This window comes from Lederbergia graminis (assembly GCF_042655485.1).
GTDB lineage: Bacteria > Bacillota > Bacilli > Bacillales > Bacillaceae_C > Lederbergia > Lederbergia graminis.
On record NZ_JBHSMC010000018.1, the window covers coordinates 1 to 24,561 of the forward strand.

Annotated in this window: 22 protein-coding genes, 21 tRNA genes and 1 riboswitch; of the genes, 35 read left to right on the forward strand and 8 right to left on the reverse strand. The window is 36.8% G+C overall.

Translation table 11 applies throughout. The annotated features are described in order from the left end of the window. Positions 1-217 precede the first annotated feature (217 nt). The 21 genes from ACFPM4_RS13815 (at position 218) to ACFPM4_RS13915 (ending at position 2,103) form a co-directional block, all read left to right on the forward strand. A tRNA-Val gene (locus ACFPM4_RS13815) sits at positions 218-293 on the forward strand. 3 nt (positions 294-296) lie between these two features. After that, a tRNA-Thr gene (locus ACFPM4_RS13820) sits at positions 297-372 on the forward strand. 7 nt (positions 373-379) lie between these two features. Beyond that, a tRNA-Lys gene (locus tag ACFPM4_RS13825) sits at positions 380-455 on the forward strand. A 4-nt stretch (positions 456-459) separates the two neighbouring features. Beyond that, positions 460-541: transfer RNA gene (locus ACFPM4_RS13830), tRNA-Leu, on the forward strand. A 9-nt stretch (positions 542-550) separates the two neighbouring features. Beyond that, positions 551-625, forward strand: a tRNA-Gly gene (locus tag ACFPM4_RS13835). 6 nt (positions 626-631) lie between these two features. After that, a tRNA-Leu gene (locus tag ACFPM4_RS13840) sits at positions 632-717 on the forward strand. A 9-nt stretch (positions 718-726) separates the two neighbouring features. Continuing rightward, a tRNA-Arg gene (locus ACFPM4_RS13845) sits at positions 727-803 on the forward strand. 23 nt (positions 804-826) lie between these two features. Further along, a tRNA-Pro gene (locus ACFPM4_RS13850) sits at positions 827-903 on the forward strand. A gap of 14 nt (positions 904-917) precedes the next feature. Next, a tRNA-Ala gene (locus ACFPM4_RS13855) sits at positions 918-993 on the forward strand. A gap of 24 nt (positions 994-1,017) precedes the next feature. Continuing rightward, a tRNA-Met gene (locus ACFPM4_RS13860) sits at positions 1,018-1,094 on the forward strand. 8 nt (positions 1,095-1,102) lie between these two features. Further along, positions 1,103-1,179: transfer RNA gene (locus ACFPM4_RS13865), tRNA-Ile, on the forward strand. Positions 1,180-1,190: 11 nt separating this feature from the next. Then, a tRNA-Ser gene (locus ACFPM4_RS13870) sits at positions 1,191-1,283 on the forward strand. A gap of 19 nt (positions 1,284-1,302) precedes the next feature. After that, positions 1,303-1,376 (forward strand) — tRNA-Met (locus ACFPM4_RS13875). Positions 1,377-1,379: 3 nt separating this feature from the next. Next, positions 1,380-1,456 (forward strand) — tRNA-Asp (locus ACFPM4_RS13880). An 18-nt stretch (positions 1,457-1,474) separates the two neighbouring features. Further along, positions 1,475-1,550, forward strand: a tRNA-Phe gene (locus ACFPM4_RS13885). Positions 1,551-1,581: 31 nt separating this feature from the next. Further along, positions 1,582-1,656 (forward strand) — tRNA-His (locus ACFPM4_RS13890). Positions 1,657-1,672: 16 nt separating this feature from the next. Then, positions 1,673-1,746 (forward strand) — tRNA-Gly (locus tag ACFPM4_RS13895). A 13-nt stretch (positions 1,747-1,759) separates the two neighbouring features. Continuing rightward, positions 1,760-1,836: transfer RNA gene (locus ACFPM4_RS13900), tRNA-Ile, on the forward strand. A 1-nt stretch (position 1,837) separates the two neighbouring features. Continuing rightward, positions 1,838-1,909 (forward strand) — tRNA-Asn (locus tag ACFPM4_RS13905). Between the two features lie 13 nt (positions 1,910-1,922). Next, positions 1,923-2,013 (forward strand) — tRNA-Ser (locus ACFPM4_RS13910). 18 nt (positions 2,014-2,031) lie between these two features. Next, positions 2,032-2,103: transfer RNA gene (locus ACFPM4_RS13915), tRNA-Glu, on the forward strand. 51 nt (positions 2,104-2,154) lie between these two features. Here the strand turns inward: ACFPM4_RS13915 and ACFPM4_RS13920 are convergent. Next, positions 2,155-2,907: a TraR/DksA C4-type zinc finger protein gene (locus ACFPM4_RS13920; protein WP_382352845.1), complete on the reverse strand. Its 753-nt coding sequence runs from the start codon at positions 2,905-2,907 to the stop codon at positions 2,155-2,157. A gap of 143 nt (positions 2,908-3,050) precedes the next feature. Continuing rightward, positions 3,051-3,974 (reverse strand): 1,4-dihydroxy-2-naphthoate polyprenyltransferase, encoded by a 924-nt coding sequence (locus ACFPM4_RS13925; protein WP_382352848.1) that lies wholly within the window; start codon positions 3,972-3,974, stop codon positions 3,051-3,053. Between the two features lie 237 nt (positions 3,975-4,211). Between ACFPM4_RS13925 and ACFPM4_RS13930 the strand changes: the two genes are divergently transcribed. From ACFPM4_RS13930 to menC, 6 genes are all read left to right on the forward strand, one after another. After that, a complete protein-coding gene (locus ACFPM4_RS13930; protein ID WP_382352851.1) occupies positions 4,212-5,600 on the forward strand; it encodes an isochorismate synthase in 1,389 nt (462 codons plus the stop codon). Beyond that, a complete protein-coding gene (gene menD, locus ACFPM4_RS13935) occupies positions 5,600-7,345 on the forward strand; it encodes a 2-succinyl-5-enolpyruvyl-6-hydroxy-3-cyclohexene-1-carboxylic-acid synthase (RefSeq protein ID WP_382352854.1) in 1,746 nt (581 codons plus the stop codon). The genes ACFPM4_RS13930 and menD overlap by 1 nt, the downstream gene beginning before the upstream one ends. Continuing rightward, a complete protein-coding gene (menH, locus tag ACFPM4_RS13940; RefSeq protein WP_382352857.1) occupies positions 7,345-8,160 on the forward strand; it encodes a 2-succinyl-6-hydroxy-2,4-cyclohexadiene-1-carboxylate synthase in 816 nt (271 codons plus the stop codon). The genes menD and menH overlap by 1 nt, the downstream gene beginning before the upstream one ends. Before the next feature lie 2 nt (positions 8,161-8,162). After that, on the forward strand, positions 8,163-8,981 hold the full coding sequence (gene menB / locus ACFPM4_RS13945; RefSeq protein ID WP_382352860.1) for a 1,4-dihydroxy-2-naphthoyl-CoA synthase: 819 nt from the start codon (positions 8,163-8,165) through the stop codon (positions 8,979-8,981). An 82-nt stretch (positions 8,982-9,063) separates the two neighbouring features. Continuing rightward, positions 9,064-10,545, forward strand: coding sequence for an o-succinylbenzoate--CoA ligase (locus tag ACFPM4_RS13950; RefSeq protein ID WP_382352863.1), 1,482 nt, complete (start codon positions 9,064-9,066; stop codon positions 10,543-10,545). Beyond that, on the forward strand, positions 10,542-11,660 hold the full coding sequence (gene menC / locus ACFPM4_RS13955) for an o-succinylbenzoate synthase (protein ID WP_382352866.1): 1,119 nt from the start codon (positions 10,542-10,544) through the stop codon (positions 11,658-11,660). Before ACFPM4_RS13950 ends, menC begins: the two co-directional genes overlap by 4 nt. Before the next feature lie 13 nt (positions 11,661-11,673). On the opposite strand, the gene ACFPM4_RS13960 is transcribed toward menC, so the two are convergent. Both ACFPM4_RS13960 and yidD read right to left on the reverse strand, forming a co-directional pair. Next, positions 11,674-12,618 carry a metal ABC transporter solute-binding protein, Zn/Mn family gene (locus tag ACFPM4_RS13960; RefSeq protein ID WP_382352869.1) on the reverse strand — a complete coding sequence of 315 codons (945 nt, stop codon included), beginning with the start codon at positions 12,616-12,618 and terminating at the stop codon, positions 11,674-11,676. A 90-nt stretch (positions 12,619-12,708) separates the two neighbouring features. Beyond that, entirely contained in the window at positions 12,709-12,936 is a 228-nt protein-coding gene (gene yidD, locus ACFPM4_RS13965; RefSeq protein WP_382352872.1) for a membrane protein insertion efficiency factor YidD, read from the reverse strand. A 124-nt stretch (positions 12,937-13,060) separates the two neighbouring features. Between yidD and ACFPM4_RS13970 the strand changes: the two genes are divergently transcribed. Beyond that, positions 13,061-13,507 (forward strand): Dps family protein, encoded by a 447-nt coding sequence (locus tag ACFPM4_RS13970; protein WP_144921211.1) that lies wholly within the window; start codon positions 13,061-13,063, stop codon positions 13,505-13,507. 1,025 nt (positions 13,508-14,532) lie between these two features. Here the strand turns inward: ACFPM4_RS13970 and ACFPM4_RS13975 are convergent. Beyond that, positions 14,533-14,778 (reverse strand): DUF6154 family protein, encoded by a 246-nt coding sequence (locus ACFPM4_RS13975; protein WP_144921209.1) that lies wholly within the window; start codon positions 14,776-14,778, stop codon positions 14,533-14,535. 159 nt (positions 14,779-14,937) lie between these two features. Here ACFPM4_RS13975 and ACFPM4_RS13980 point away from each other — a divergent pair, with 159 nt between their 5' ends. Continuing rightward, entirely contained in the window at positions 14,938-15,267 is a 330-nt protein-coding gene (locus ACFPM4_RS13980; RefSeq protein ID WP_382352877.1) for a hydrolase, read from the forward strand. A 69-nt stretch (positions 15,268-15,336) separates the two neighbouring features. Here the strand turns inward: ACFPM4_RS13980 and ACFPM4_RS13985 are convergent, their stop codons facing one another. Then, on the reverse strand, positions 15,337-16,209 hold the full coding sequence (locus tag ACFPM4_RS13985; protein WP_382352879.1) for a DUF6612 family protein: 873 nt from the start codon (positions 16,207-16,209) through the stop codon (positions 15,337-15,339). A gap of 187 nt (positions 16,210-16,396) precedes the next feature. Here ACFPM4_RS13985 and ytkD point away from each other — a divergent pair, with 187 nt between their 5' ends. The 5 genes from ytkD to asnB all read left to right on the forward strand — a co-directional run bounded on the left by ytkD (position 16,397) and on the right by asnB (position 21,587). After that, on the forward strand, positions 16,397-16,891 hold the full coding sequence (ytkD, locus tag ACFPM4_RS13990) for an RNA deprotection pyrophosphohydrolase (RefSeq protein WP_382352883.1): 495 nt from the start codon (positions 16,397-16,399) through the stop codon (positions 16,889-16,891). Continuing rightward, the gene (locus tag ACFPM4_RS13995) at positions 16,888-17,682 is read left to right on the forward strand and encodes an alpha/beta hydrolase family protein (protein ID WP_144921201.1); all 795 of its coding nucleotides are present in this window, start codon (positions 16,888-16,890) and stop codon (positions 17,680-17,682) included. The genes ytkD and ACFPM4_RS13995 overlap by 4 nt, the downstream gene beginning before the upstream one ends. A 38-nt stretch (positions 17,683-17,720) precedes the next feature. Further along, positions 17,721-17,963: a DUF2584 domain-containing protein gene (locus ACFPM4_RS14000; protein ID WP_144921199.1), complete on the forward strand. Its 243-nt coding sequence runs from the start codon at positions 17,721-17,723 to the stop codon at positions 17,961-17,963. Between the two features lie 60 nt (positions 17,964-18,023). Beyond that, positions 18,024-18,140: riboswitch (SAM riboswitch) on the forward strand. A gap of 150 nt (positions 18,141-18,290) precedes the next feature. Further along, the gene (metK, locus tag ACFPM4_RS14005; protein WP_382352887.1) at positions 18,291-19,496 is read left to right on the forward strand and encodes a methionine adenosyltransferase; all 1,206 of its coding nucleotides are present in this window, start codon (positions 18,291-18,293) and stop codon (positions 19,494-19,496) included. 201 nt (positions 19,497-19,697) lie between these two features. Beyond that, a complete protein-coding gene (gene asnB / locus ACFPM4_RS14010; RefSeq protein WP_382352890.1) occupies positions 19,698-21,587 on the forward strand; it encodes an asparagine synthase (glutamine-hydrolyzing) in 1,890 nt (629 codons plus the stop codon). A 21-nt stretch (positions 21,588-21,608) separates the two neighbouring features. Here the strand turns inward: asnB and ACFPM4_RS14015 are convergent, their stop codons facing one another. Beyond that, positions 21,609-22,457, reverse strand: coding sequence for a C39 family peptidase (locus tag ACFPM4_RS14015; protein WP_144921192.1), 849 nt, complete (start codon positions 22,455-22,457; stop codon positions 21,609-21,611). A 105-nt stretch (positions 22,458-22,562) separates the two neighbouring features. After that, positions 22,563-23,075 carry a gamma carbonic anhydrase gene (locus ACFPM4_RS14020; protein ID WP_144921190.1) on the reverse strand — a complete coding sequence of 171 codons (513 nt, stop codon included), beginning with the start codon at positions 23,073-23,075 and terminating at the stop codon, positions 22,563-22,565. Between the two features lie 196 nt (positions 23,076-23,271). Between ACFPM4_RS14020 and ACFPM4_RS14025 the strand changes: the two genes are divergently transcribed. Continuing rightward, positions 23,272-24,366: a tetraprenyl-beta-curcumene synthase family protein gene (locus ACFPM4_RS14025; RefSeq protein ID WP_382352893.1), complete on the forward strand. Its 1,095-nt coding sequence runs from the start codon at positions 23,272-23,274 to the stop codon at positions 24,364-24,366. Positions 24,367-24,561 lie beyond the last annotated feature (195 nt).

Sequence of the window (24,561 nt, forward strand, 5' to 3'; positions counted from 1 at the left end):
GGTCCGGTGTGGAAGTGTGGCGACACATGGAGCTGACGGATACTAATCGATCGAGGACTTAATCAAATAGATTGTTTCAAGGTTTATATCTTCTCTATATTATCTGGTTTTGAGAGAATGAAAAATTTCTCTTTACAAATTCAAAAAAAATATTATAATAAAGTATGTCGTTATAATTTGTCTCAAATTAATATATCGATATATTAATTACGCACATGGAGGATTAGCTCAGCTGGGAGAGCATCTGCCTTACAAGCAGAGGGTCGGCGGTTCGATCCCGTCATCCTCCACCATATGCCGGCCTAGCTCAATTGGTAGAGCAACTGACTTGTAATCAGTAGGTTGGGGGTTCAAGTCCTCTGGCCGGCACCATTTGGACGAGCCATTAGCTCAGTCGGTAGAGCATCTGACTTTTAATCAGAGGGTCGAAGGTTCGAATCCTTCATGGCTCACCATTTTGCGGGTGTGGTGGAACTGGCAGACACGCTAGACTTAGGATCTAGTGCCGTAAGGCGTGGGGGTTCGACTCCCTTCACCCGCACTTTAATACGCGGAAGTAGTTCAGTGGTAGAACACCACCTTGCCAAGGTGGGGGTCGCGGGTTCGAATCCCGTCTTCCGCTCCAAAATATGCCGGGGTGGCGGAACTGGCAGACGCACAGGACTTAAAATCCTGCGGTAGGTGACTACCGTACCGGTTCGATTCCGGTCCTCGGCATTAAGAATAGCGCCCGTAGCTCAATTGGATAGAGCGTCTGACTACGGATCAGAAGGTTATGGGTTCGACTCCTTTCGGGCGCGCCATATAAATCTATCAGTTTATTAACCGGGAAGTAGCTCAGCTTGGTAGAGCACTTGGTTTGGGACCAAGGGGTCGCAGGTTCGAATCCTGTCTTCCCGACCATTTTCAATCATATTGGGGCCTTAGCTCAGCTGGGAGAGCGCCTGCCTTGCACGCAGGAGGTCAGCGGTTCGATCCCGCTAGGCTCCACCAATATTATTTTAATCTTCTTATAGGGGCGGCGTAGCTCAGCTGGCTAGAGCGTACGGTTCATACCCGTGAGGTCGTGGGTTCGATCCCCTCCGCCGCTACCATATAAAAAGGACCTTTAGCTCAGCTGGTTAGAGCAGACGGCTCATAACCGTCCGGTCGTAGGTTCGAGTCCTACAAGGTCCACCATATATTCATTCGGAGGTATACCCAAGTCTGGCTGAAGGGATCGGTCTTGAAAACCGACAGGGGAGTCAAATCCCGCGGGGGTTCGAATCCCTCTACCTCCTCCATATTAATATATTTTATCGTCGCGGGGTGGAGCAGTCCGGTAGCTCGTCGGGCTCATAACCCGAAGGTCGCAGGTTCAAATCCTGCCCCCGCAATTTGGTCCGGTAGTTCAGTTGGTTAGAATGCCTGCCTGTCACGCAGGAGGTCGCGGGTTCGAGTCCCGTCCGGACCGCCATTATTTTTTACATATGTTGGCTCAGTAGCTCAGTCGGTAGAGCAAAGGACTGAAAATCCTTGTGTCGGCGGTTCGATTCCGTCCTGAGCCACCATTAAATTAAATACGATGCAGAGCTAATAATGGCGGCTATGGCGAAGTGGTTAACGCACCGGATTGTGGCTCCGGCATCATGGGTTCGATTCCCATTAGTCGCCCCATATAAAATTATATAGTGCGGGTGTAGTTTAGTGGTAAAACCTCAGCCTTCCAAGCTGATGATGAGGGTTCGATTCCCTTCACCCGCTCCAATTACATTTTAAAGGGCCTATAGCTCAGCTGGTTAGAGCGCACGCCTGATAAGCGTGAGGTCGGTGGTTCGAGTCCACTTAGGCCCACCATTCCGCAGTAGCTCAGTGGTAGAGCTATCGGCTGTTAACCGATCGGTCGTAGGTTCGAATCCTACCTGCGGAGTTTCTATTTAAATGGGGAAGTACTCAAGAGGCTGAAGAGGCGCCCCTGCTAAGGGTGTAGGTCGCGTAAGCGGCGCGAGGGTTCAAATCCCTCCTTCTCCGCCATATTTAATTTTAGAAAAAGGCCCCTTGGTCAAGCGGTTAAGACACCGCCCTTTCACGGCGGTAACACGGGTTCGAATCCCGTAGGGGTCATCATTAAAAAGAAAGCTTTCAATTATGAAAGCTTTCTTTTTTTATCTGAATTTATTTATCCTCATCTTCCTTATCGTTTACATAACTATCTTTTTCATGATAAGGTATATCACCAATAGGAGAGTCCATTCCTGCTTCATCTAACATTTCCTTGTATTCCACTTGTTCGTCAGATTGTATCGTACTCCTATATTTTCCACTTATATCAGTAACACTAAATGTTTCATACTCTTCTTGTGTTCCATCTTTACTTTCGTCTTGATATAATTCATTATAATCATCGTGGTCACCTACAAAATCAGAAGGTGTTTCAGATGTGCCGAAGCGTGCAACCTCTTCAAAACTATCATCATAATGTTCGTTTGGACTATCATGCCGAGCTGTAAATGAATTATCTGTAGCTGGAATAATTATTTCTTCTTCTACTGGCCGGTCTCCAGGAATACGTTGGTCAGGAGAGTGTTCTTTGCAAAATGTTGTGGCAGGTACAGCTTCTAAGCGTTCAAAAGGGATATCTGTCCCGCATACTTCACATTGGCCATATGAGCCTTTCTCTATTGCCTCTAATGCATGTTCCACTTTACCTAATTCATCTTGAGCATGAATTGATAATGCCATATCTTTTTCTCTTTCATAAAATGCGGTACCTACATCTGCTGGATGATTGTCATATAATGATAATTCACCTATATTCTCACGTGCACTTCTATTTTGAAAACTCTCATCATCATCAGTGATTGTAAGTTGTTTTTTTTGTTCATATAACTCTTTTTTTAATTGCGATAATTGTTGATCAGATATCATGCAGACACATCCTTTTCAATTCAATCATAAGTAGTATTTACATTACCTAAATTGTTATATGTAAAACCTTTATATTAAATTTTGGTATACATACAAAAACAACTCATGTTTTGATAACATGAGTTGTTTTTTCAAGAAAGTATTTATAAATAATATCCAATCATAATTCCAACAGACATAAGGAATCCAAATATTGTATTTGTTTTAGCTGTCGCTACCATTGCAGGCATCATTTGTAGAGGGTCCGATTTTCCAATAAAGCCTCTTACTGCTTTAATTGGCATTGGAGCACTTACACATGCAACTAATAACCACGGTGAAATATCTGTAAAAATAACTAACGCAATAATCCAAATGTAGGAAATTATAAACAAAATTGCTAATAGAGCAATTGCATAACTTCTTCCTAGTAGTATTGCAATTGTTTTCCGTCCACTTTTTTTATCTCCGTCGAGGTCACGTATGTTATTTGAAAGCATGATACATCCTATTAATATCGAGACTGGGATAGAGATAAGAATGCTTATACTTGAAATATATCCTGTTTGGATGAAATAGGAAATTTGTATAATTACAACACCCATAAAAAACCCGGAAGATAGTTCACCAAAAGGTGTATAGGCAATTGGTTTTGGACCACCTGTATAAAAATATCCCACTAGCATGCAAATAAATCCGATAACAGCTATCCATAAACTAGATGTTAGTGAAATATAGGCACCGAGCAAAATTGCAATCCCGAAAAAAGTAAAACCCAGATTTAAAACTGTACTTGGTTTTACACCATTTCTCACAATAGCTCCACCAATACCTACAGATTTTTCATTATCAAGACCTCTTTTATAATCAAAATATTCATTGAACATATTTGTTGCAGCTTGTATTAACAAACTAGCCAATAGCATGGCAATAAATAATGGAATGTGAATGTTTGTACTATCAGCAGCAATTACCGTTCCAAGTAGAACAGGAACGAAAGAAGCAGTTAAAGTATGTGGACGAGTTAGATTCCACCAAATACGCCAACCTTTATCTACTTGCAAAGTAGAATTTGTTTGTACGTTCATTACATTTCTCTCCCTTAATATAATGAATAATTTCTATAGTTTTAATAAATAAAGGTATTATAAAACAACACCATCCTTTAAAGTTTAGGTAATGTATGTAAATGTGTCAATGCAAAAAAACGGAAAAAATGTCGGAATTTATTTCCTCAAGTACGATTGCTACATTAAACACACATATTCATATATAATATAGGAGTAATGTAGAGATAAAAGCGTGGCATTTTAGGAGAGATTATATTGACAGAATTATTATCATCCACCAATTACTCTAAAGACTTATGGTATCGGAATAATTGGAAACTGTATAGCTATACAAAGAAAATCGATGCTTGTGATCCGAAGGCATTTTACCAATTTGAAGAGAACCTCTACAAAGGTGAAAGATTTTATTGGAAAACTTCTGATAATGATATGAAAATTATCGGATTAGGAATTGCAACATCCATATCAAGCTTTAATGAAGGAAACAGATATGAAGATATTCAAGAGAAGTGGAACACAGTTATTAATGATGCAAAAATAATAAATAATTCTCAATCACCAGGAACAGGTCCATTAATATTTGGTGGTTTTTGCTTTGATTCGGAAAGTATAAAAGAAAGCGAATGGGAACCATTTGGTGATTCCTTATTTTATTTACCAAAATATATGATGACGGTTATCAATGACAAAGACTATTATTTAACGGTCAATTATATTCATGATAATTGTTCAGATGAAGAATTGATGAAAGAAACAGATGACATTCTATATAAATTGCAGAACGCTAAAAACTATGTGCAATATGAAAAAGTTCCTTCTATCAAATCAAGTAAGGAGCTAGCGGTACATGAATGGGTACAAGCTGTTGAAAGAATTGTACAAATGATTAATTCTTCAGAGCAGCAAAAGGTTGTATTAGCTAGAAAAATGAAGGTTGAGTTTGAAAACAATATTTCCTCTACCTATGTATTACAACAGTTACTCCATCAACAGCCATCTAGCTTTGTTTTTTCAATTGAAAATGGAGAAAGCTGTTTTATTGGTGCATCACCTGAAAGATTAGTAAAAAAAATAAATGATCATATTTTATCAACATGCTTGGCAGGTTCTATCGGCAGAAGTACTAATCTAGATGAAGATAAGCGACTTGGTGAAGCTTTGTTACATGATCCAAAGAATTTATTTGAGCATGAACTCGTTGTGTCGATGATAGAAGATGCATTAAGACAATTTTGTCATCAACTTACTATCCCGGAACAGCCGATATTAATGAAAACACCAGATGTACAGCATTTATATACACCAGTAGTTGGGAAAACATGGAGAAATAGTTCTATACTAGATATGGTACAGGAATTACATCCAACTCCAGCTTTAGGTGGAGTTCCAACAAAACCGGCTATGGAATTAATTCGAGAGAACGAAAATATGGATCGTGGCTTCTATGCAAGTCCAATTGGCTGGACTGATTATTTAGGTAATGGTGAGTTTATTGTTGGAATAAGATCCGGATTACTGAAAGGAAAAGAATCTTATTTATATGCCGGCTGTGGATTAGTTTCCGATTCAAAATCAAATGATGAATTAATAGAAACAAGAATAAAATTTAGACCAATGTTAAAAGCAATTGGGGGAAAACTATAATGAAACAGCATATAGAAGCACTTACACAGTATTTAGTAGCTTTTATTACAGGTTTAGTACAATCTGGGGTAAAGGATGTTGTCATTAGCCCAGGGTCTAGGTCAACTCCTTTAGCACTTTTATTCGCTGAGCATCGTGAGTTGCAAACGTATATTAATATTGATGAACGTTCAGCAGCATTTTTCGCACTTGGACTTGCGAAATCTTCGAACAAACCAGTCGTGTTGCTATGTACATCTGGAACAGCAGCAGCGAACTTTTTTCCTGCCGTTGTGGAGGCAAATTTATCAAGAGTCCCATTAATTGTTTTAACTGCTGATCGCCCCCATGAATTAAGGGATGTAGGTGCACCACAAGCAATCGACCAACTGCACCTATATGGAAACCATGTAAGATGGTTTTCCGAGATGGCGTTACCAGAGGAAAGTGTATCAGCCGTTAAATATGCTAAAACTGCTGCAATTAGAGCAGTAAAAGAGGCGACTAGCTTAATGAAGGGGCCGGTTCATCTTAATTTTCCATTACGAGAACCTTTAATCCCCCAACTGGAACCTTACCCGTTTCAGGAAGAACCAACTTCACGTATGGTTGAAGCCGGAAGTTTACAAATATCTAATAAGTCTGCGAAAAAAATCGTCGATGCGTGGCAAAAGGTAGAAAAGGGAATAATCATTTGCGGTCAAATCGATGAACAAGGATTTCCGCAAGCTGTGCAGAATTTAGCTAAAAAGTTGGGATTCCCAATTTTAGCTGACCCACTATCTCAAGTAAGAAGTAGCCAGCAAGTAGAGAACTTCGTCATTGATAGTTATGATGCAATTCTAAAGGCTACACTAGAAATGGAGCAACTAAAACCAGAGTTAATTATCCGCTTTGGCGGTTCTCCAGTATCCAAACCCCTTTCGTTATATATAAAGAAATATGATAATATTCCCCAATATATTATCGACAGTGGTGAGGGATGGCGAGATCCTCAAAACACAAGTACTATGATGATTTATAGTAATGAAGTTAGTTTTTGTGATCAAATTACAAATTTGCTACCTTCGCCGAAAGAATCAAAGTGGCAAGATATGTGGATGGAGTTAGATAATCGTACGAAAGATATTATTTCATCACAAATGAAATTAGAATCGGAGCTAGAGGAAGGCAAGGCTGTATATGAATTAATTAATTTGCTTCCTATGCAAAGTACTGTTTTTGTAGGGAATAGTATGCCAATTAGAGATTTTGATACGTTTTTTCATAAGAATGAAAAAGATATATGCATCATGGCAAATAGAGGTGCCAATGGAATAGACGGAGTTGTATCTACTGCTTTAGGTGCTTCTATTTATAAGAGACCAATGTTTCTAGTAATAGGAGATTTATCATTTTTTCATGATTTAAATGGATTATTACTTGCAAAGCTCCACAAATTAAATATCACCATAATTGTGTTAAATAATGATGGTGGTGGCATATTCTCTTACTTGCCTCAGTCAGCAGAGGAAAAGCATTTTGAAGTTTTATTTGGGACACCTACTGGATTAAATTATGAGCATGCAGTGAAGATGTATCATGGACACTATACGAAAGTCCTGGATTGGCAAGGGTATGCAATTGCAATACAGGAAGCTTTGAGTCATGAAGGTTTGAACGTGATTGAAGTTCCGACAAATCGCGATAAAAATCATCGTGCTCATAAGGCTTTATGGGACCTAGTTTCCCGGGAAATACAATCTTTTTTACAGGATGTACAATAATGTTACAAAAAATTAATGGTATTGATTATTTTTATCAAGTATCTGGTGAAGGTGAGCCAATAGTCTTATTACACGGTTTTACAGGCGATAGTTCTACATGGGATAATATTCATCTAGGTGGAGCTTTCCAAAAAATAACTATAGATATTATAGGTCATGGTAAAACAGAATCACCACTTGATAGTAAAAGATACAGTATGAATAATGTTGCTGAAGATATTGCAACAATTTTAGATCAGTTATCCATCAAACAAGCCCATATTTTAGGTTATTCTATGGGTGGGAGGCTTGCGTTAAGTTTTGCAATGAAACATCCAAATCGTGTTCGCTCCCTTCTATTGGAGAGTAGCTCTCCGGGGTTAGAAACAAAAGTAGAGAGAAAAAATAGAATTATACAGGATGAAAAGTTATGTAAGATGATACATGACGAGGGTATTGAGAAGTTTGTTGATTACTGGGAACGTATTCCTTTATTCGAATCCCAACAATTATTATCAATAGAAATCCGTAATAGAATACGGAATCAACGATTAAAGAATAATCCAACTGGTCTTTTGAATAGTTTGAGGGGAATGGGTACAGGGGTACAACCTTCATGGTGGGATAAACTTGATCAGCTTACTATGCCTGTACTATTAATGTGTGGGGAATTAGATGAGAAATATTGTGTGCTTGCTCAACGGATGAAAGAATTGATTCCGCATGCAAATTTAGTCGAATTTTCTGGTCTAGGACATGCAATTCACGTGGAGGATCCGGGAAAGTTTGATACAATAGTAAAGAACTTTTTGTTAAATATAAAAAAGGAGGGTTAATAATGGCCATTCAATGGAGATCTGAAAGAGAATATGAAGATATCTTATATGAAACGTATAATGGAATCGCAAAGATCACAATTAATCGCCCAGAAGTACATAACGCATTTACACCAAGAACAGTTAGTGAAATGATTGATGCATTTGCTTATGCTCGTGATGATGAATCAATTGGTGCGATCATTTTAACAGGAGCAGGCGGGAAAGCATTCTGTTCTGGAGGAGATCAAAAAGTACGAGGTCATGGTGGTTATGTGGGAGACGATAACATACCACGCTTGAATGTACTAGATTTACAACGTTTAATTCGTGTTATACCAAAGCCTGTCGTAGCAATGGTGGCTGGATATGCAATTGGTGGTGGACATGTACTTCACGTTGTATGTGATTTAACGATTGCTGCTGATAATGCAATTTTTGGACAAACTGGACCTAAAGTAGGTAGTTTTGATGCCGGTTACGGTGCTGGATATTTAGCACGTATTGTCGGACATAAGAAAGCAAAAGAAATTTGGTTCTTATGCCGTCAGTACAATGCACAAGAAGCACTTGATATGGGCTTAGTAAACACAGTAGTACCACTTGAGCAATTAGAAGAAGAAACAGTTAAGTGGTGTGAAGAAATGCTAGAAAAGAGCCCAACAGCTCTTCGTTTCCTTAAAGCAGCATTTAATGCGGATACGGACGGTCTTGCAGGTCTACAACAACTTGCAGGAGATGCTACGCTTCTTTACTACACGACCGATGAGGCAAAAGAAGGTAGAGATTCATTTAAAGAGAAACGTAAACCTGATTTTGGGCAATTCCCTCGTTTCCCTTGATTTACATGGATGCATATATGAAACTGAGAAATGCCTGGTGGACTTCACATCAGGCATTTATTTCCGTTAGGAGTGTTTATAAGTGGTTGAATTAATACCAAATTGGCTCCAACAAAGAGCTTTCTTAACGCCTCAACGAATAGGGCTTGTATTTAACGAACAAACTTGGACATTCCATGATATGTTGGAAATTGTAAATGATTATTCTTCACGACTTCATTCCATTATTACTAGTACTGATACAAAAGTTGCTGTTCTCATGAAGAATCATCCAGATACAGTTTGGGTCCTTCATGCTTTACAACAACTAGGAATAGAAATTGTTTTTTTAAATAATCGATTAACCGTTGCTGAATTACATTATCAAGTGAAAGACAGTAAAGCAACAATTCTTTTATATGATTGTGATTTTAGACAAACGGCTGAAGAACTTCATCGCTTTACAAATATTCCTTTTTATACAAGTGAAGATATACTAGGAATGAAATCTACAACCTTTCAGATTAGAGAGAATTTTATATTACATGATGTTTGTTCGATTATGTATACATCTGGGACAACTGGTAAACCAAAGGGTGTCATTCAAACATATGGTAATCACTGGTGGAGTGCAATCGGGTCTTCTTTAAATCTTGGATTACACTCAAATGATGCTTGGTTATGTTCGCTTCCTCTTTACCATATAAGTGGTTTTTCCATTTTAATGAGAAGTGTCATCTATGGTATTCCAGTTTATCTAATGGAGAAATTTAATCCAGTTATAGCAAATAACATGCTAATTTCAGGTAATATCACTATCATGTCTTCTGTCTCCAATATGCTTAGTCGCATGCTAAATGAACTTGGAGACAACGTATATCATGAAAATTTCCGTTGTATGTTGTTAGGTGGTGGACCTGCTCCATACCCGATATTACAAAAATGTAAGGAAAAAGGGATACCTGTTTTCCAAACATATGGAATGACGGAATCATGCTCGCAAATTGTCACACTCGCACCAGAGGATAGTATGGAAAAGTTAGGTTCTGCAGGTAAACCATTATTTCCTGCCCAAATTAAGATTATGAATAATGGTGAAATTGCTGCACCTTTCGAGGCAGGGGAAATAATGTTAAAAGGTCCTAATGTAACCCAAGGATATTTTAATCTTCCTGATGTTAATGAAAAAGCATTTCAACATGGATGGTTTTCTTCAGGTGATGTAGGATACATAGATGATGAAGGTTTCTTATATGTGTTAGATCGTCGTTCTGATTTAATTATTTCTGGCGGTGAAAATATATATCCCGCTGAAATTGAAGCCACATTGATGGAATACGATGGGGTATTGGAAGCTGGAGTTACTGGAATAGAGGATAGTGAATGGGGACAAGTTCCATATGCCTTTATTGTAGCGGATAAACAAGTAACTTCATCAGAACTTATTCAATTCTGTCAAGAAAGATTAGCGTCTTACAAAGTACCAAAGAAGATTATACAAGTAGAAGAATTGCCACGCAACGGTGCAAATAAATTACAAAGACGAAAGTTACCACAATTACTAGTAGATGGTGATATTTCATGATACACATAAAACAAGTGAATCTAACGGTTATTGAAATGCCATTAAAAAAACCATTCATTACTCATTTAGGAACTGTATCTACTAGGCAGGCTATTGTCATAGAAGTGATGGATGAGGATGGTTTATGTGGCTATGGAGAGTGTGTTGCTTTCTCCTCCCCATGGTACACAGAGGAGACTATTAAGACGGCACTACATATGCTGAAAGATTATTTAATACCGATTATTTTTAAAAACCCGATTAAACAACCAGAAGATGTTACAGCTCTCTTTCAATCTATTAGAAAAAATGAGATGGCGAAAGCAGGTATGGAGACTGCAATATGGGATGTGTTTGCAAAACGAGAAAATATCCCCCTTGCAGAGTATATTGGTGGTGTAAGAACATCTGTACTAGCAGGCGCCGTTGTTGCAACAAATAATCTGGAGGATGCCTTGAAGCAAACAGAACAATTAAGCTCACAAGGCTATAAACGGATTAAAGTAAAAATTAACCCCAAAAATGATTACCAGTTTATCCAAGGAATTAGAAGTAGATTTCCACATATATCATTGATGGCAGATGCAAATTCCGCTTATACATTAAACGATATCGACAAATTAAAGGCACTTGATGACTTTGATTTGTTGATGATTGAACAGCCTCTTGCAGTAAATGATATTGTGGATCATGCAGTTTTGCAAAAGCAAATGAATACACCGATATGTCTCGATGAGAGTATTACAAATTACCATGATGCTTACAGCGCAATTCAACTAGGAAGCTGTAAGGTAATGAATATTAAAGTAGGTCGTGTAGGGGGACTTACGAATGCGAAGAAAATTCATGATATATGTGTAGCTAATAACATCGATGTATGGTGTGGTGGTATGATAGAATTTGGAATTTCTCGTGCTCATAATATCGCTTTAGCTTCGTTACCAGGCTTTACACTCCCAGGGGATTTATCCTCTTCCAATCATTATTGGCATGAAGATATTATTGACCCAATGATTGAGGTACATAATGGTGAGATCGCTACACCAAAAAGTCCAGGCTTAGGATTTTCTATTAATAAAAAGAGAATTAATCAAGTGACTATATTACATGAGGAATATAAAGCAGGGAAGAGGTAGTCACTCTTCCCTGTTAATTTAATGCTTTTTCTAATACTTCTATATTTTTCTCCATTAATGTAAAATATGTTTCTTCATTTGCGATCTCTTTCTCCGTTAATACTGCTAAATTATGAATATAAAGTTTATCTATGTTTGTTTCTGCCTGCACGATTTCTGCCAGTTTCGAATTTATATTTTGCTCAAAAAGAATATATGGAATATCTTCAGTTTTAATCGTATCTACAATATTCGTTAGCTTTCGCTGTGAAGGTTCTTCCGTGGATGAGATTCCTGCTATTGAAATTTGTTCTAAGTCAAAACGTGATTCCCAATATCCATAGGCTGCATGGGCAACTAGAAATTTCTTTCGTTTAGCGTTTTCGACCACACTTTTAAAATCTTGATGTAATTGATCTAATTGTTTTGTTAATTCGTCCAAGTTCGTTTGAAACTGTTCCGCATGTTCCGGAGCTTCCTTCGATAAAGCATCAAAAATTTCATGAGCTAATTGCTTCGCATAAATTGGATCTAACCAAACATGGGGATCAATATCACCATGATGATGGCCTTCATGTTCATCATGATCTTCTTCCGAGTGTTCAACCTCTTCATCATGGCTAGAATGCAGATCTATTTTTTCTCCAATTGCTATAAAAGTTACATCCTCATTTTTTAATGTTTTCTCTGCTTTTTTTGCAAAAGCTTCTAGTCCGTAGCCAATATATAAAAACAAATCAGAATCGGCAATAGCCATCATATCCTTTTGTGATGGATCATAAGTGTGTTCATCTGTACCAGGAGGATAAACAGATGTTACATCTACGAATTCTCCGCCAATTTGCTCTGTAAAATATTGAATTGGGAACACTGTAGTATAGACATTAATCTGTCCATCTTCTTTCTTACCTGTATCACTACATCCGACGAGTAAAGCAAATATCATCGCGATGGAAAAAAATAATTTTATTTTCGTCATATAAATCCTCCAATTGCATAATAGGAATGATTCCGATTTAAAACCCAAAAAATAGCTTACTGGATTTTAACTAAAAAATCAACTAGTAAGCTATTTTTTATTATCACTTTCTGGAACAGGATCAAACCCACCCGGATGGAAAGGGTGACATTTACCTATTCTTTTTATCGTTAGCCATCCGCCACGTAAGGCTCCAAATCTTGTTATAGCCACTTTGCCATACTGCGAACAAGTAGGATAGAAGCGGCAAGTAGGAGGCTTCAATGGTGAAATTACTTTTTGATATATTCGAATCATCATTAAAAAAATATACTTCAATGTACCTTCGCTTCCTTCGTGTAAACAGTGTACTTTATTTTAGCATAATTCAACTCGAATTGGGAAAGATAGCATATGTTTAAAGGAATCTTAACTAGGGTAAGGAATAACAGGAGGGATAACAATGGCAGATACAAATAAATTAGTAGACAGTTTGAATCAACAAGTAGCTAACTGGACGGTATTATATACAAAACTACATAATTTCCATTGGTTTGTGAAAGGTCCACATTTTTTCACCTTACATGAAAAATTTGAAGAATTATATAATGAAGCAGCAGAAAATTTAGATGAATTAGCGGAACGTATTTTACAATTAGAAGGGAAACCACTTGGAACATTGAAAGAATCTCTTGAAAAAGCCACTATTAAAGAGGCAAAGGGTAATGAAGATACGAATAAAATGGTACAAGCAATTGTAAACGACTTTAATACGATCATTGATGAATCAAAAGATGCAATTAGTACCGCCATTGAATCAGAAGACGATACAACCGCAGATATACTACTTGGCATTTACAAGCCACTTGAAAAACACGTATGGATGCTAAACGCATTTGTATCAAAATAAAGTATAAATAATCAAGGCTTCCAACTTTAAAAGTTGGAGGCTATTTTAATTTCATGAATTATTGATTTGCTACTTGCGTGTTCATCATGCCCAGTTGAAGGGAGAATTGAAAGGATCGGTCACGTTGGAGGAGTCATCATGCCTGGTTGAATGAAAATTTGATCGAAGTGGTCACGTTGAAGGCGTCATCATGCCCGGTTGGATGAAAATTTGAGCGAAGAGGTCACAATGGAGCGTTGATCGTGACCGGTTGGATGAAAATTTGATTGAAGAGGTCACATTGGAGTGTTCATCGTGCCCGGTTGAAGGAAGAATTGAAAGGAGTGGTCACGTTGGATGCGTCAACGTTCCCGGTTGGAAGGGAAATTGATTGAAGTGGTAACAATGGAGCGTTGATCGTGCCCAGTTGGAGGAAAAATGGAATGAAGTGGTCACGCTGGAGTGTTCATCATGCCCGGTTGGATGAAAATTTGATTGAAGTGGTCACGTTGGAGGCGTCATCGTGCCCGTTTGAAGGAAAAATGGAATGAAGTGGTCACGCTTGAGGGTTGATCGTGCCCGGTTGAAGGGGAAATTGAAAGGATCGGTCACGTTGGAGGAGTCATCATGCCTGGTTGAATGAAAATTTGATCGAAGAGGTCACATTGGAGCGTTCATCGTGCCCGGTTGGATGAAAATTTGAGCGAAGAGGTAATAATGGAGCGTTGATCGTGCCCAGTTGGAGGGAAATTTGATCGAAGTGGTCACGCTAAACTCGTCATCGTGCCCACTAAAAAAATTCATAAACGCAAATAACCTGATTCAAAAAAGGTAAACTGCACCTTACTTGAATCAGGTTATTTTTGTGTAAATGTCAACGTCACACTCTTTCAACTACCCTCATCGATAAACAGGTCCTCTCACTTTCCAGGCGGCAGGGGCTCGGGCTTAAATAATCTTAACCCATGGAATTTTGAAAGGGGACTACTTTGTTGAAGTACATTTTCCGGTCTCCCTTAAAACAGTCCTTGCGATTTCTATGTATCCTAATGAAGGTTTTTGGATTCGTACTGGTAGTTTTCGTCTACTTGGGCGAATTTACCTTTAAGTGATTCTAGTAAATAAAGGCGAACAAAATATTGTAGTTCGTGATCATCCATTTCTTCGATAAGTTCTAATAGCTCTTTGCGATCAAAATTTTCTAATACTGCAAAGGTAACCATATCTAGGTCTTCTTCATCTTCTGTCAATTTGTTACGGTACATTTCAAATATTTCATCGACTAGTTTCAAGTGTGTCACCTCTTTCTTCTATCATGTCTGTTTTCTTATACCCCAATTATGACGAACAAATGCGTTTAATTTATTCCTAGTTGCTTAGGAATAAATTTTCTCTGAAGCGGTAATATAACAATAATTAATTGACTGAGAGAAATAGGAGGTTGAGAAATTGTGGATGACAATAAGCAAACATATTATATATCCATTGGTCCCGGAGAAATTCTGACTGTACCAAATGCGTCGCCGTGGCAATTTAAAATTGAAGCAACACAGAGTGAAATTAAGCAGTTACGTCGCCTCTTTAATGCAAACATTGATAATAGAAGTGATGAAACTATTCGTGCTATGACCCCTATTCAAGAATACCATAACGATGCTCCAAATGATCGATATGATGGAAATTTAGTGAAAATATATGAAATGATTCATCAACTAGGGGATGAGGAAGCAAGATCCCATATTGAAGGTATGGGAATATTGCAGAATTTTACGAGTGAATGAAAAAAGAAAAAGCCCGAGTTTCGGTTTTAATCTCATATAGAGATAAAACCTTCTCCGGCTTTTCATATTTTAGTTATTATCTATCTCTTTTGCATTATCCAAAGCTTCTTGAGGAACTTCTATGCTATCTATCGCATTAAAATCAGCATAGCTAGAAGTAATTTCTTGTACAATATTCATTTTTTCACCTTCAAGATCTGCTTCAATATCCATCATAATATTTAATTTGGAAGTAAAGAATGTTTCTTTATCAATGTAAATTTCATATTCCACGTTATTAAATGTCATGAAGTCAGCAAGACTGGCGTCAATTTGCATATCCTCTGGCATCGAACTTATAGCAGTTTCTTTTAAAAACTCTTCAAATTTTTCCCCTTCTGCTTTTAACGTTAATATGAAATTTTCGTTATCTTGTTCAAATGTAAAATCTTCTTCAAAATTCTTTAATTCTTCCAATTGATCAGCTGGATTTGTTTGACTATTTTCTAATTCAAGAAATTGGTCTTTTAAGTCAATCGGTAGTTTCATCCATAATTCTTGCGTTGGTTCAAACATAAAGAATCCGTCTTCTGTTAAATACATATCCATAACAACACTTTGTTCTTGTTTTTGTTCACCTAATGTCATAAAGTATTCCATTTTTTGATGAACGTTTATTGGATCCAAAATAATTTTCATGTCCAATTTGGATTTTGTATCCATAGTGATATTTTTAACATTCATCTTATAATTTAAGTCCATTTTTGTAGAAAAGCTTTTTAAATTCTTATTTGCTTCTGTTGATTTTTCAAGTACTTCAGATAATGTCAAATCACTTATATTTTCTGTAGTACTGCTACCACTTTTCCCATCTTTTGATTTAGTAGGTGTAGCTGTTTGCCCGCACGCTACTAATAATGACATAATCAGAATAATAAGAGTTCCACACCATAATTTCCTCAAATGATTCAGCTCCCCAAAAAAAATTAGCAAAATGTTAACTATTTGCTCTTTTCACTTATATACGATTTATTTATCATAAAGGATTCAAAAGAGAAGAAAAAGCGTATAAAGTCCTAGAAGTGCAGACAGGCATTTTTTCACGAAATAGAAAGCATAATGTTGAGTTACGATAGTAGGGGGAATATGGATGATAGAGTTCTTTGATATAAATGGGAATAAGGTGATGTTGTGTTTTGAAAGAGATGCATTTCCTTTACGAGCTTGGCATGTTTTAGTTCTATCTCGATATCAAGGCAATTGGCTTTTAACTAAGCATAAAGAGCGGGGACTAGAATTTCCTGGTGGTAAATTGGAACAAAAGGAATCAGTTGAAGATGCTGCATTCCGAGAAGTATATGAAGAAACAGGGGGTATCGTAAAAAATATTTATTATATTGGAGAATACTATGTAAATGATGAGAAAAATGGTCCGTTTGTAAAAGCAATTTGCTTTGCTGATATCGAGAAACTAGAGAGTAAGAAAGATTACTTAGAAACAAGTGGTCCTATAATAAAATCAAATAACTTAAAAAACGAATTAAAAAATAGTGAATACAGCTTTATCATGAAAGATAAAATTGTTGAACTATCATTGGAAGCAATAGAAAAACATGGATTATTGAATAAAGGTGATAAGGAATGAATCAATCATTAATTGTAGATAAACAGCCATATCCTTCTCCGAATCCTAAGGTTCGCTTATATTTAATTACTTATTTATCTGATGGATACCATGTGAAAGGATTTCTTGCTGAGCCGAGGGCTGCGGGCGAATATGATGGTTTTTTATATTTGCGTGGAGGAATCAAAAACGTTGGAATGGTTCGTGCAGCAAGGATAGCACAATTTGCATCAGAAGGCTTTATCGTTTTTGCCCCATTTTATCGTGGAAATCGTGGTGGCGAAGGGAATGAAGATTTTGGTGGTGATGATCGCAATGATGCTTTCACAGGTTTTGAAGTATTAAGTAATTATCCAAATGTGAAGCAAAATCGAGTACATATCTTTGGATTTTCTCGCGGTGGAATAATGGCGTTATTTACAGGTATCCAATTTCCACAAGCAGCTTCAGTTGTTACGTGGGGAGGAGTTTCGGATGTAGCATTAACGTATGTTGAGCGAGAAGATATGCGAAGAATGATGAAACGAGTCATTGGAGGTACACCAAAAACAGCTTTAGAAAAATATCAACATCGAACACCTCTTTATGAATTGGAAGCTCTAAAACCTCCAGTTCTAATCATCCATGGCGAGCGCGATGATAATGTGTCTGTAGAACATGCTAAAAGATTAGAAGAAAGATTGATATCATTAGATAAAACAGTGGAAACTTGGTATTTTTCTGACTTGACTCATTATTTTCCACCTCATATAAATCGTGAAATTGTGCATAATTTATGCAATTGGATGAAAAATCAAGGAAATAACATATAATAGAAGAGAAGGATAAAAAATAGAGGGGGAATGGAATAATGGGAATGCCACTTGAGTTAAACACAATGATTGTCACAAAAGGTAAAGAAAAGAGATTGAAGGATAATTTATTTTTATTGACAAAAAATGGTTATAGATTGTACCCCTTAAATATTCCAATTGAAGTTCGCTCCTTTATGGATAGTGATGCAAAAGCAACTGCATGTATAAAAAAGTTAGAATGGGAAAACGAAAAAACAATTATTACGTATGAGTTATTGTCATTAAATTCCATTAATTAATGATATGATCTAGTTGACAGTAACTGACACATTGCGTTATGATTTTATATTGAACGGATACTCTTATCCTGAGATGGTGGAGGGAACAGGCCCTGTGAAGCCCAGCAACCTACTTTTGTTATTTATACGAAAGCAAGGTGCTAACCTGTTGCGAGGTATTGCCTCGAACGATAAGAGTGAAAGGCTCGGAAAATGGATAAACCTTTCCTCATGTTAAAGGAAAGGTTTTTATTATGTACATTTAGCGTCTTTTTCATATTTTTCATCATTTGAGGAAATCGAGTTCCGTTAACATTTGATAGATACACGAATAAAGGAGGAACTGTAGTGTCGAAAAATCGACGTCTATTTACATCTGAATCTGTTACAGAAGGACATCCAGATAAAATCTGTGATCAAATATCTGATTCTATCCTGGATGAAATTCTTGCAAAAGACCCAAATGCACGTGTTGCTTGTGAAACATCAGTCACTACAGGACTAGTGCTTGTTGCGGGAGAAATTAGTACGACCACATATGTTGATATTCCAAAAATTGTTCGAGATACGGTAAAAGATATTGGTTACACTCGTGCAAAGTATGGGTTTGATTATGCTACATGTGCGGTTATCACATCGATTGATGAACAATCTCCTGAAATTGCAGCAGGAGTTAATCAAGCATTAGAAGCACGTGAAGGAAGAATGACGGAAGAAGAAATTGAAGCGATTGGCGCTGGTGACCAAGGACTAATGTTTGGTTATGCATGTAATGAAACACCAGAATTAATGCCTATGCCAATTTCTCTTGCGCATAAGCTTTCTCGAAGACTAACAGAAGCACGGAAACAAGAAATAATCCCATACTTACGACCAGATGGTAAAACACAAGTTACGGTTGAATATGATGAAAATGACAATCCTGTTAGAGTGGACACCATTGTTATTTCCACACAACACCACCCAGAAGTAAGTCTGGAGAAAATTACACAAGATATGAAAGAGCTTATTATAGCTCCTGTAGTTCCGGACCATTTGATCGATGATAAAACAAAGTTCTTCATTAATCCAACAGGTAGTTTTGTTGTTGGCGGACCACAAGGGGATGCTGGTCTAACTGGAAGAAAGATTATCGTTGATACTTATGGAGGATATGCACGTCACGGAGGTGGAGCATTTTCTGGTAAGGATCCAACGAAAGTGGACCGCTCTGCTGCATATGCGGCACGATATGTGGCCAAAAATATCGTTGCTTCCGGATTAGCAGATAAATGTGAAGTTCAACTTGCATATGCAATTGGAGTAGCAGAACCAGTTTCTATCTCTGTTGATACATTCGATACAGGGAAGGTTTCAGAAGAAAAGTTAATTGTTGCAATTAGAGAAAACTTTGATTTGCGACCTGCTGGCATCATTCGTATGCTCGATTTACGTCGTCCGATATATAAACAAACCGCTTCATATGGTCATTTTGGTAGAACAGATATTGATTTACCATGGGAAAGAACAGATAAAGCTGAAGCGATTCAAACAACATTAAAATTAATAAAGTAACAAACAAAGCTGCCAATTTCAGGCAGCTTCGTTTGTTTATTGAGGAATACTAATAACATCACATGTGATTGTTACAGGATTGAAATGATTGTTTTACTGCAAATTGAATTAAAGCATGATAAAATATACTAATGTGTAACATAATGTAACATATTTTTACAAGTAATTTATATGAATTTAATTAGAGTAGGTGACAAATAGATGTGCGGTTTTATTGGTTGCATTCATGATTTGGCAGTGGAGAATCGCGAGCCTAGTCAACCTTTATTTAAGCAAATGAATAATGTAATCACTCATAGAGGTCCGGATGATGAAGGATATTTCAGTGATGAACATATCCAATTCGGTTTTCGACGTCTAAGTATTATTGATATTGAAAGTGGAAAACAGCCTCTTTCATTTGAAAATGAAAGGTATTGGATAATTTTTAACGGAGAAATCTATAACTTTGTAGAACTAAGAGAAGAATTAGTAGCACAGGGAGTACAGTTCGCTACTGCTTCTGATACGGAAGTTATTATCGCCCTTTACAGTCAAATGAAGGAGCAAGCAGTGACGAAACTTCGTGGTATGTTTGCTTTTATGATTTGGGACAAGGAAAACAAAGAATTATACGGTGCACGTGATCCATTTGGAATTAAACCATTCTTTTATAAAGAAGAAGAGAATAGAACATTTTTTGCATCCGAGAAAAAAAGTATATTGCTTGCCATGGATGAAAGTACTTTAAACTCAGCTGCATTGCAACAATATATGACATATCAATTTGTACCCGAGCCAGAAACGATGACAACTGGAATTAACAAGCTTGAGCCGGGACATTATTTTGTGAAAAAACCAGGTCAATCAATTGAAATTAAACGCTATTGGAAAGCAAGTTTCCAACCGGTTCATAAGTCAGAGTCTGAATTTATTAAAGAAATAAAGGATGTAATGTTCGATTCAGTGAAGCTTCATATGAGAAGTGATGTACCAGTTGGTTCTTTCCTATCAGGTGGGATTGATTCAACTATTATCGCATCAATCGCAAAAGAATTTCATCCAAATATAAAAACATTCTCTGTTGGTTTTGAGCGCAATGGCTTTAGTGAAATTGATGTTGCTAAAGAGACGGCTGATAAGCTTGGTGTAGAGAATATTAGTTACGTAATTTCTCCTGAAGAATATATGAATGAGCTACCTAAAATTATGTGGGTGATGGATGATCCGTTAGCAGATCCAGCATGTGTGCCACTATACTTCGTTGCACGTGAGGCACGTAAGCATGTTAAAGTAGTACTTTCTGGTGAAGGTGCGGACGAGCTGTTTGGTGGATATAACATCTACCGTGAACCACAATCTTTAGAGGTTTTTAATAAAATTCCATATGTTGGTAAATGTTTGCTTCGTGGCCTTGCTAAAGTACTTCCGGAAGGCGTAAAAGGAAAAAGCTTTATCGAACGTGGTTTAACTCCTATGGAGGAACGCTACATTGGAAATGCAAAAATGTACTCAGAAGAAGAGAAAAAACAACTATTAAAGCAATATAATCCTAGTATCGACTATCGTGATGTAACAAAACCGCTATATGCAGATACTGTAGGGTATGATCCGGTAGATCGTATGCAGTACATTGATATCCATACATGGATGCGCGGTGACATTTTACTAAAAGCTGATAAGATGACGATGGCTCATTCGCTTGAACTTCGTGTACCTTTCTTAGACAAAGAAGTATTTAAGGTAGCTTCTCGTATTCCAACTAGCTTGAAGACTGCTGAAGGTACTACTAAATATGTGTTAAGAAAAGCTGCTGAAGGAATCATACCAGAACATGTTTTAAATCGTAAAAAACTAGGCTTCCCAGTACCAATTAGACATTGGTTGAAGGATGAAATGTATGATTGGGCGAAAGAGATTATTAGAAATAGTGGTACAGATCATTTAATTAATAAACAATACGTGTTAAATTTACTAGAGGAACATTGCCAAGGAAAACTAGATCATAGCCGTAAAATCTGGACAGTTCTTGTCTTTATGATTTGGCATGCAGTATATTTAGAAGATCAATATGATTTCCAACAACAATACTCTAGAGTACAAGCACACTAAATAAAAAAACAGCCGCTATACCTATTCATGCGAATAGGTAATAGCTTGGCTGCCCATTTGCACCCATGCTTTTTTGAAATCTGCTATGGGTGCTTTTTTATTTTTAACTCCTGTTAGAGGATCGTTAAAATATACATATTTATCGTCGTATCCTGTTACTAATACGGAATGTTCTTTCATTGTTATTTTAATTTCACCATCAGGTGTGTGCCATGTTTGGAAGTAAGAATCTTCTAACTCACGATATTGTGCATTGATAATTACCCAAACAGGACGGCCATCAGAGAGTGGAATTCTTAATTCATCAAAAGTTTTTCCAGTTAAATCAATCATTCTCCCTGGTAAATAATTCTCTGCTAATTTCATAATTGGCCCATGGTATACACCAAGTCCTGGCTCCTTAAATGTATACATATTTCCTACAAATCCATTATACGGGTTACCGAAATGGATTTTGCCGTTTACGAATGTTCGAGGTGTTGGATCTTTAATAACCTCTTCTGCAAGTTTCATCTTGTCAACTTCAACTCCTGCACTGGCAAGGAGCATTGAAAGACTCGTTACTTCACAACCACGTGGTAATTCTGGGAGTTGATTAACGAGTGGAGCATCGATTAAAACCTTATCCTTTATTAAAAAAAAGGAAAGTTCATCAATATTTTGTAAAGGAACATTGACATTACTTCTTCCTTCTTCCAATTCTGTTGCGAAAATGAGTTCACTTTTGTATATAAATAGACTAAACACAATACTGCAAATGGCAATCATCGAAAATATAGCTGATAAGAGTTTATATCTTCTATATAGGGTGTATATCAGGAAAATGATGATGATAGTGCTGACGATGATTGTCAGTTGAATTGTATCCATTTTAAAATCACCTAAATCCATTGTATTTCCTCTCAACCTTTATATCGGCTAACTCTTTTGGATATTAAGTCCTTTAGGATTGAACTTATAGTGAAGAAATTCGTTTTACTGTAAGCTTTTATAATACTGTGCTTTCTCTACGTATTCTCTTGATATGCGTTCCATATCTTTAATATCTTCCCCAGTTAATGTACGAATTACTTTGGCAGGTCGTCCAAAAGCAAGTGTATTTTTTGGAATCACCTTTCCCTGTGGAACAAGACTACCTGCTCCAATAAATGCACCTTCTCCAATCTCAGCACCATCTAAAATAATAGAACCCATTCCAATCAGTGCATTTTTGCGAATAATACTACTATGTAAAATAACAGAATGGCCAATCGTTACATTATCTTCAATTATAAGTGGATTTCCTGGACTTTGATGTAAGACACAATTATCTTGAATGTTTACATTACTACCAATTTTTGTTGGGGCAACATCTCCCCGAATGGAACTATTGAACCAAACACTTGAATTTTCACCTATTTCAACATCACCAGTTATCGTTGTGTGATCTGCAATAAATACAGAATCAGCAATTTTAGGAGTCTTTCCATTAAAAGGATAAATCGCCATAAGAAACTTCCTTTCTTTCATCTATTTGCTAATTATTATAACAAATAGAAAATAAATTGGATGAGAACTGTCGAAAATGAAGCAAAAGTCAATTATTTGTAATTAATAATAGATAGGCTCCCTTTGTGGTTATAATTTCAAATGGTAAAATAGAAGTAATAAGTACGGATTAATTTGAAAAGGGGTTGCTACATAATTGAGTTTACCATTACGACCTATCCCATTAATGAAACAAGTATATAAACATATCATACCATTAGCCCATGCAGAATTAGCACATTGGAAAAAACGGGCGGAGGCAATTCCAAATAAAGAATTAAAAAGCCAAGCATTAGCGAGTATTCGTGATAAAACCTTCCATTGTGAAGGTGGATCTATTATGGCATTAACTGCACAAAATGAATCGAGTAAAGCAATTAAATTCATTGTTGCATATCAAACGATTAGTGATTATTTAGATAATCTTTGTGATCGAAGTACATCTTTAGATCCAAATGATTTTTCTGCTTTACATGAATCGATGATGGATGCTTTAACAGTTGGTGCACCACCAAGAGAATATTATAGATATCGTGATGACCGAGATGATGGTGGTTATTTAACGGAATTGATGCAAACATGTCAAAATGTTTTAGCAGATATGGAGCATTATGATGACATCAAATCGTTTTTATTAGAACTTTGTGAGTATTATTGTGATTTACAAGTACATAAGCATGTTCATATAGATGAACGAGAAGAACGTTTGAAAAATTGGTTCAATCAGCATAAAGAGAATTTACCTGAAATGGAGTGGTACGAATTCTCCGCATGTTCAGGATCAACACTTGGAATATTTTGTCTTGTTTCCTATGCAATGAGAGATGATTTTATTGCGGAACATGCAAAGATGATTCGTGATGGATATTTCCCTTATATACAAGGTTTGCACATATTACTTGATTATTTTATTGATCAAGAGGAAGACCGAGTGGGAGGAGATTTGAATTTTTGCTTTTATTATCCAAATGATGAAAAGATGTTACAGCGTTTTATTCACTTTTTGGATGAAGCTGATAGGTATACGAAATATTTACCTGATACGAAATTCCATAAATTAATCAATCGCGGCTTACTTGGAGTTTATTTGTCGGATAATAAAGTGAATGATCAAAAAGATGTTCGAATGCTTGCGAAAAAAATCATGAAACGCGGTGGTGCTGTCAGTTACTTCTTTTATTGGAATGGGCGGATGTATCGACGAATCCAGCATTTCAAAGCAGGTTCGAAACAAGTGGCAACAGCAAAATGAATTTGGTTGGATTTACGGGCGATAAAGGAATTTTGTACAATCGAAGAGCTTATAAAAAATAGGTTTGGACAAATGAATTGTGATGCAAATAAACATACTAAGATTAGTGGGTAAGGTCATCGACGGATGATTTTGCCCACTATTTTTCATTTTAGAGTTATAGTGAGAAGTGAAAGAAAGCTCGACCAGCCTCTG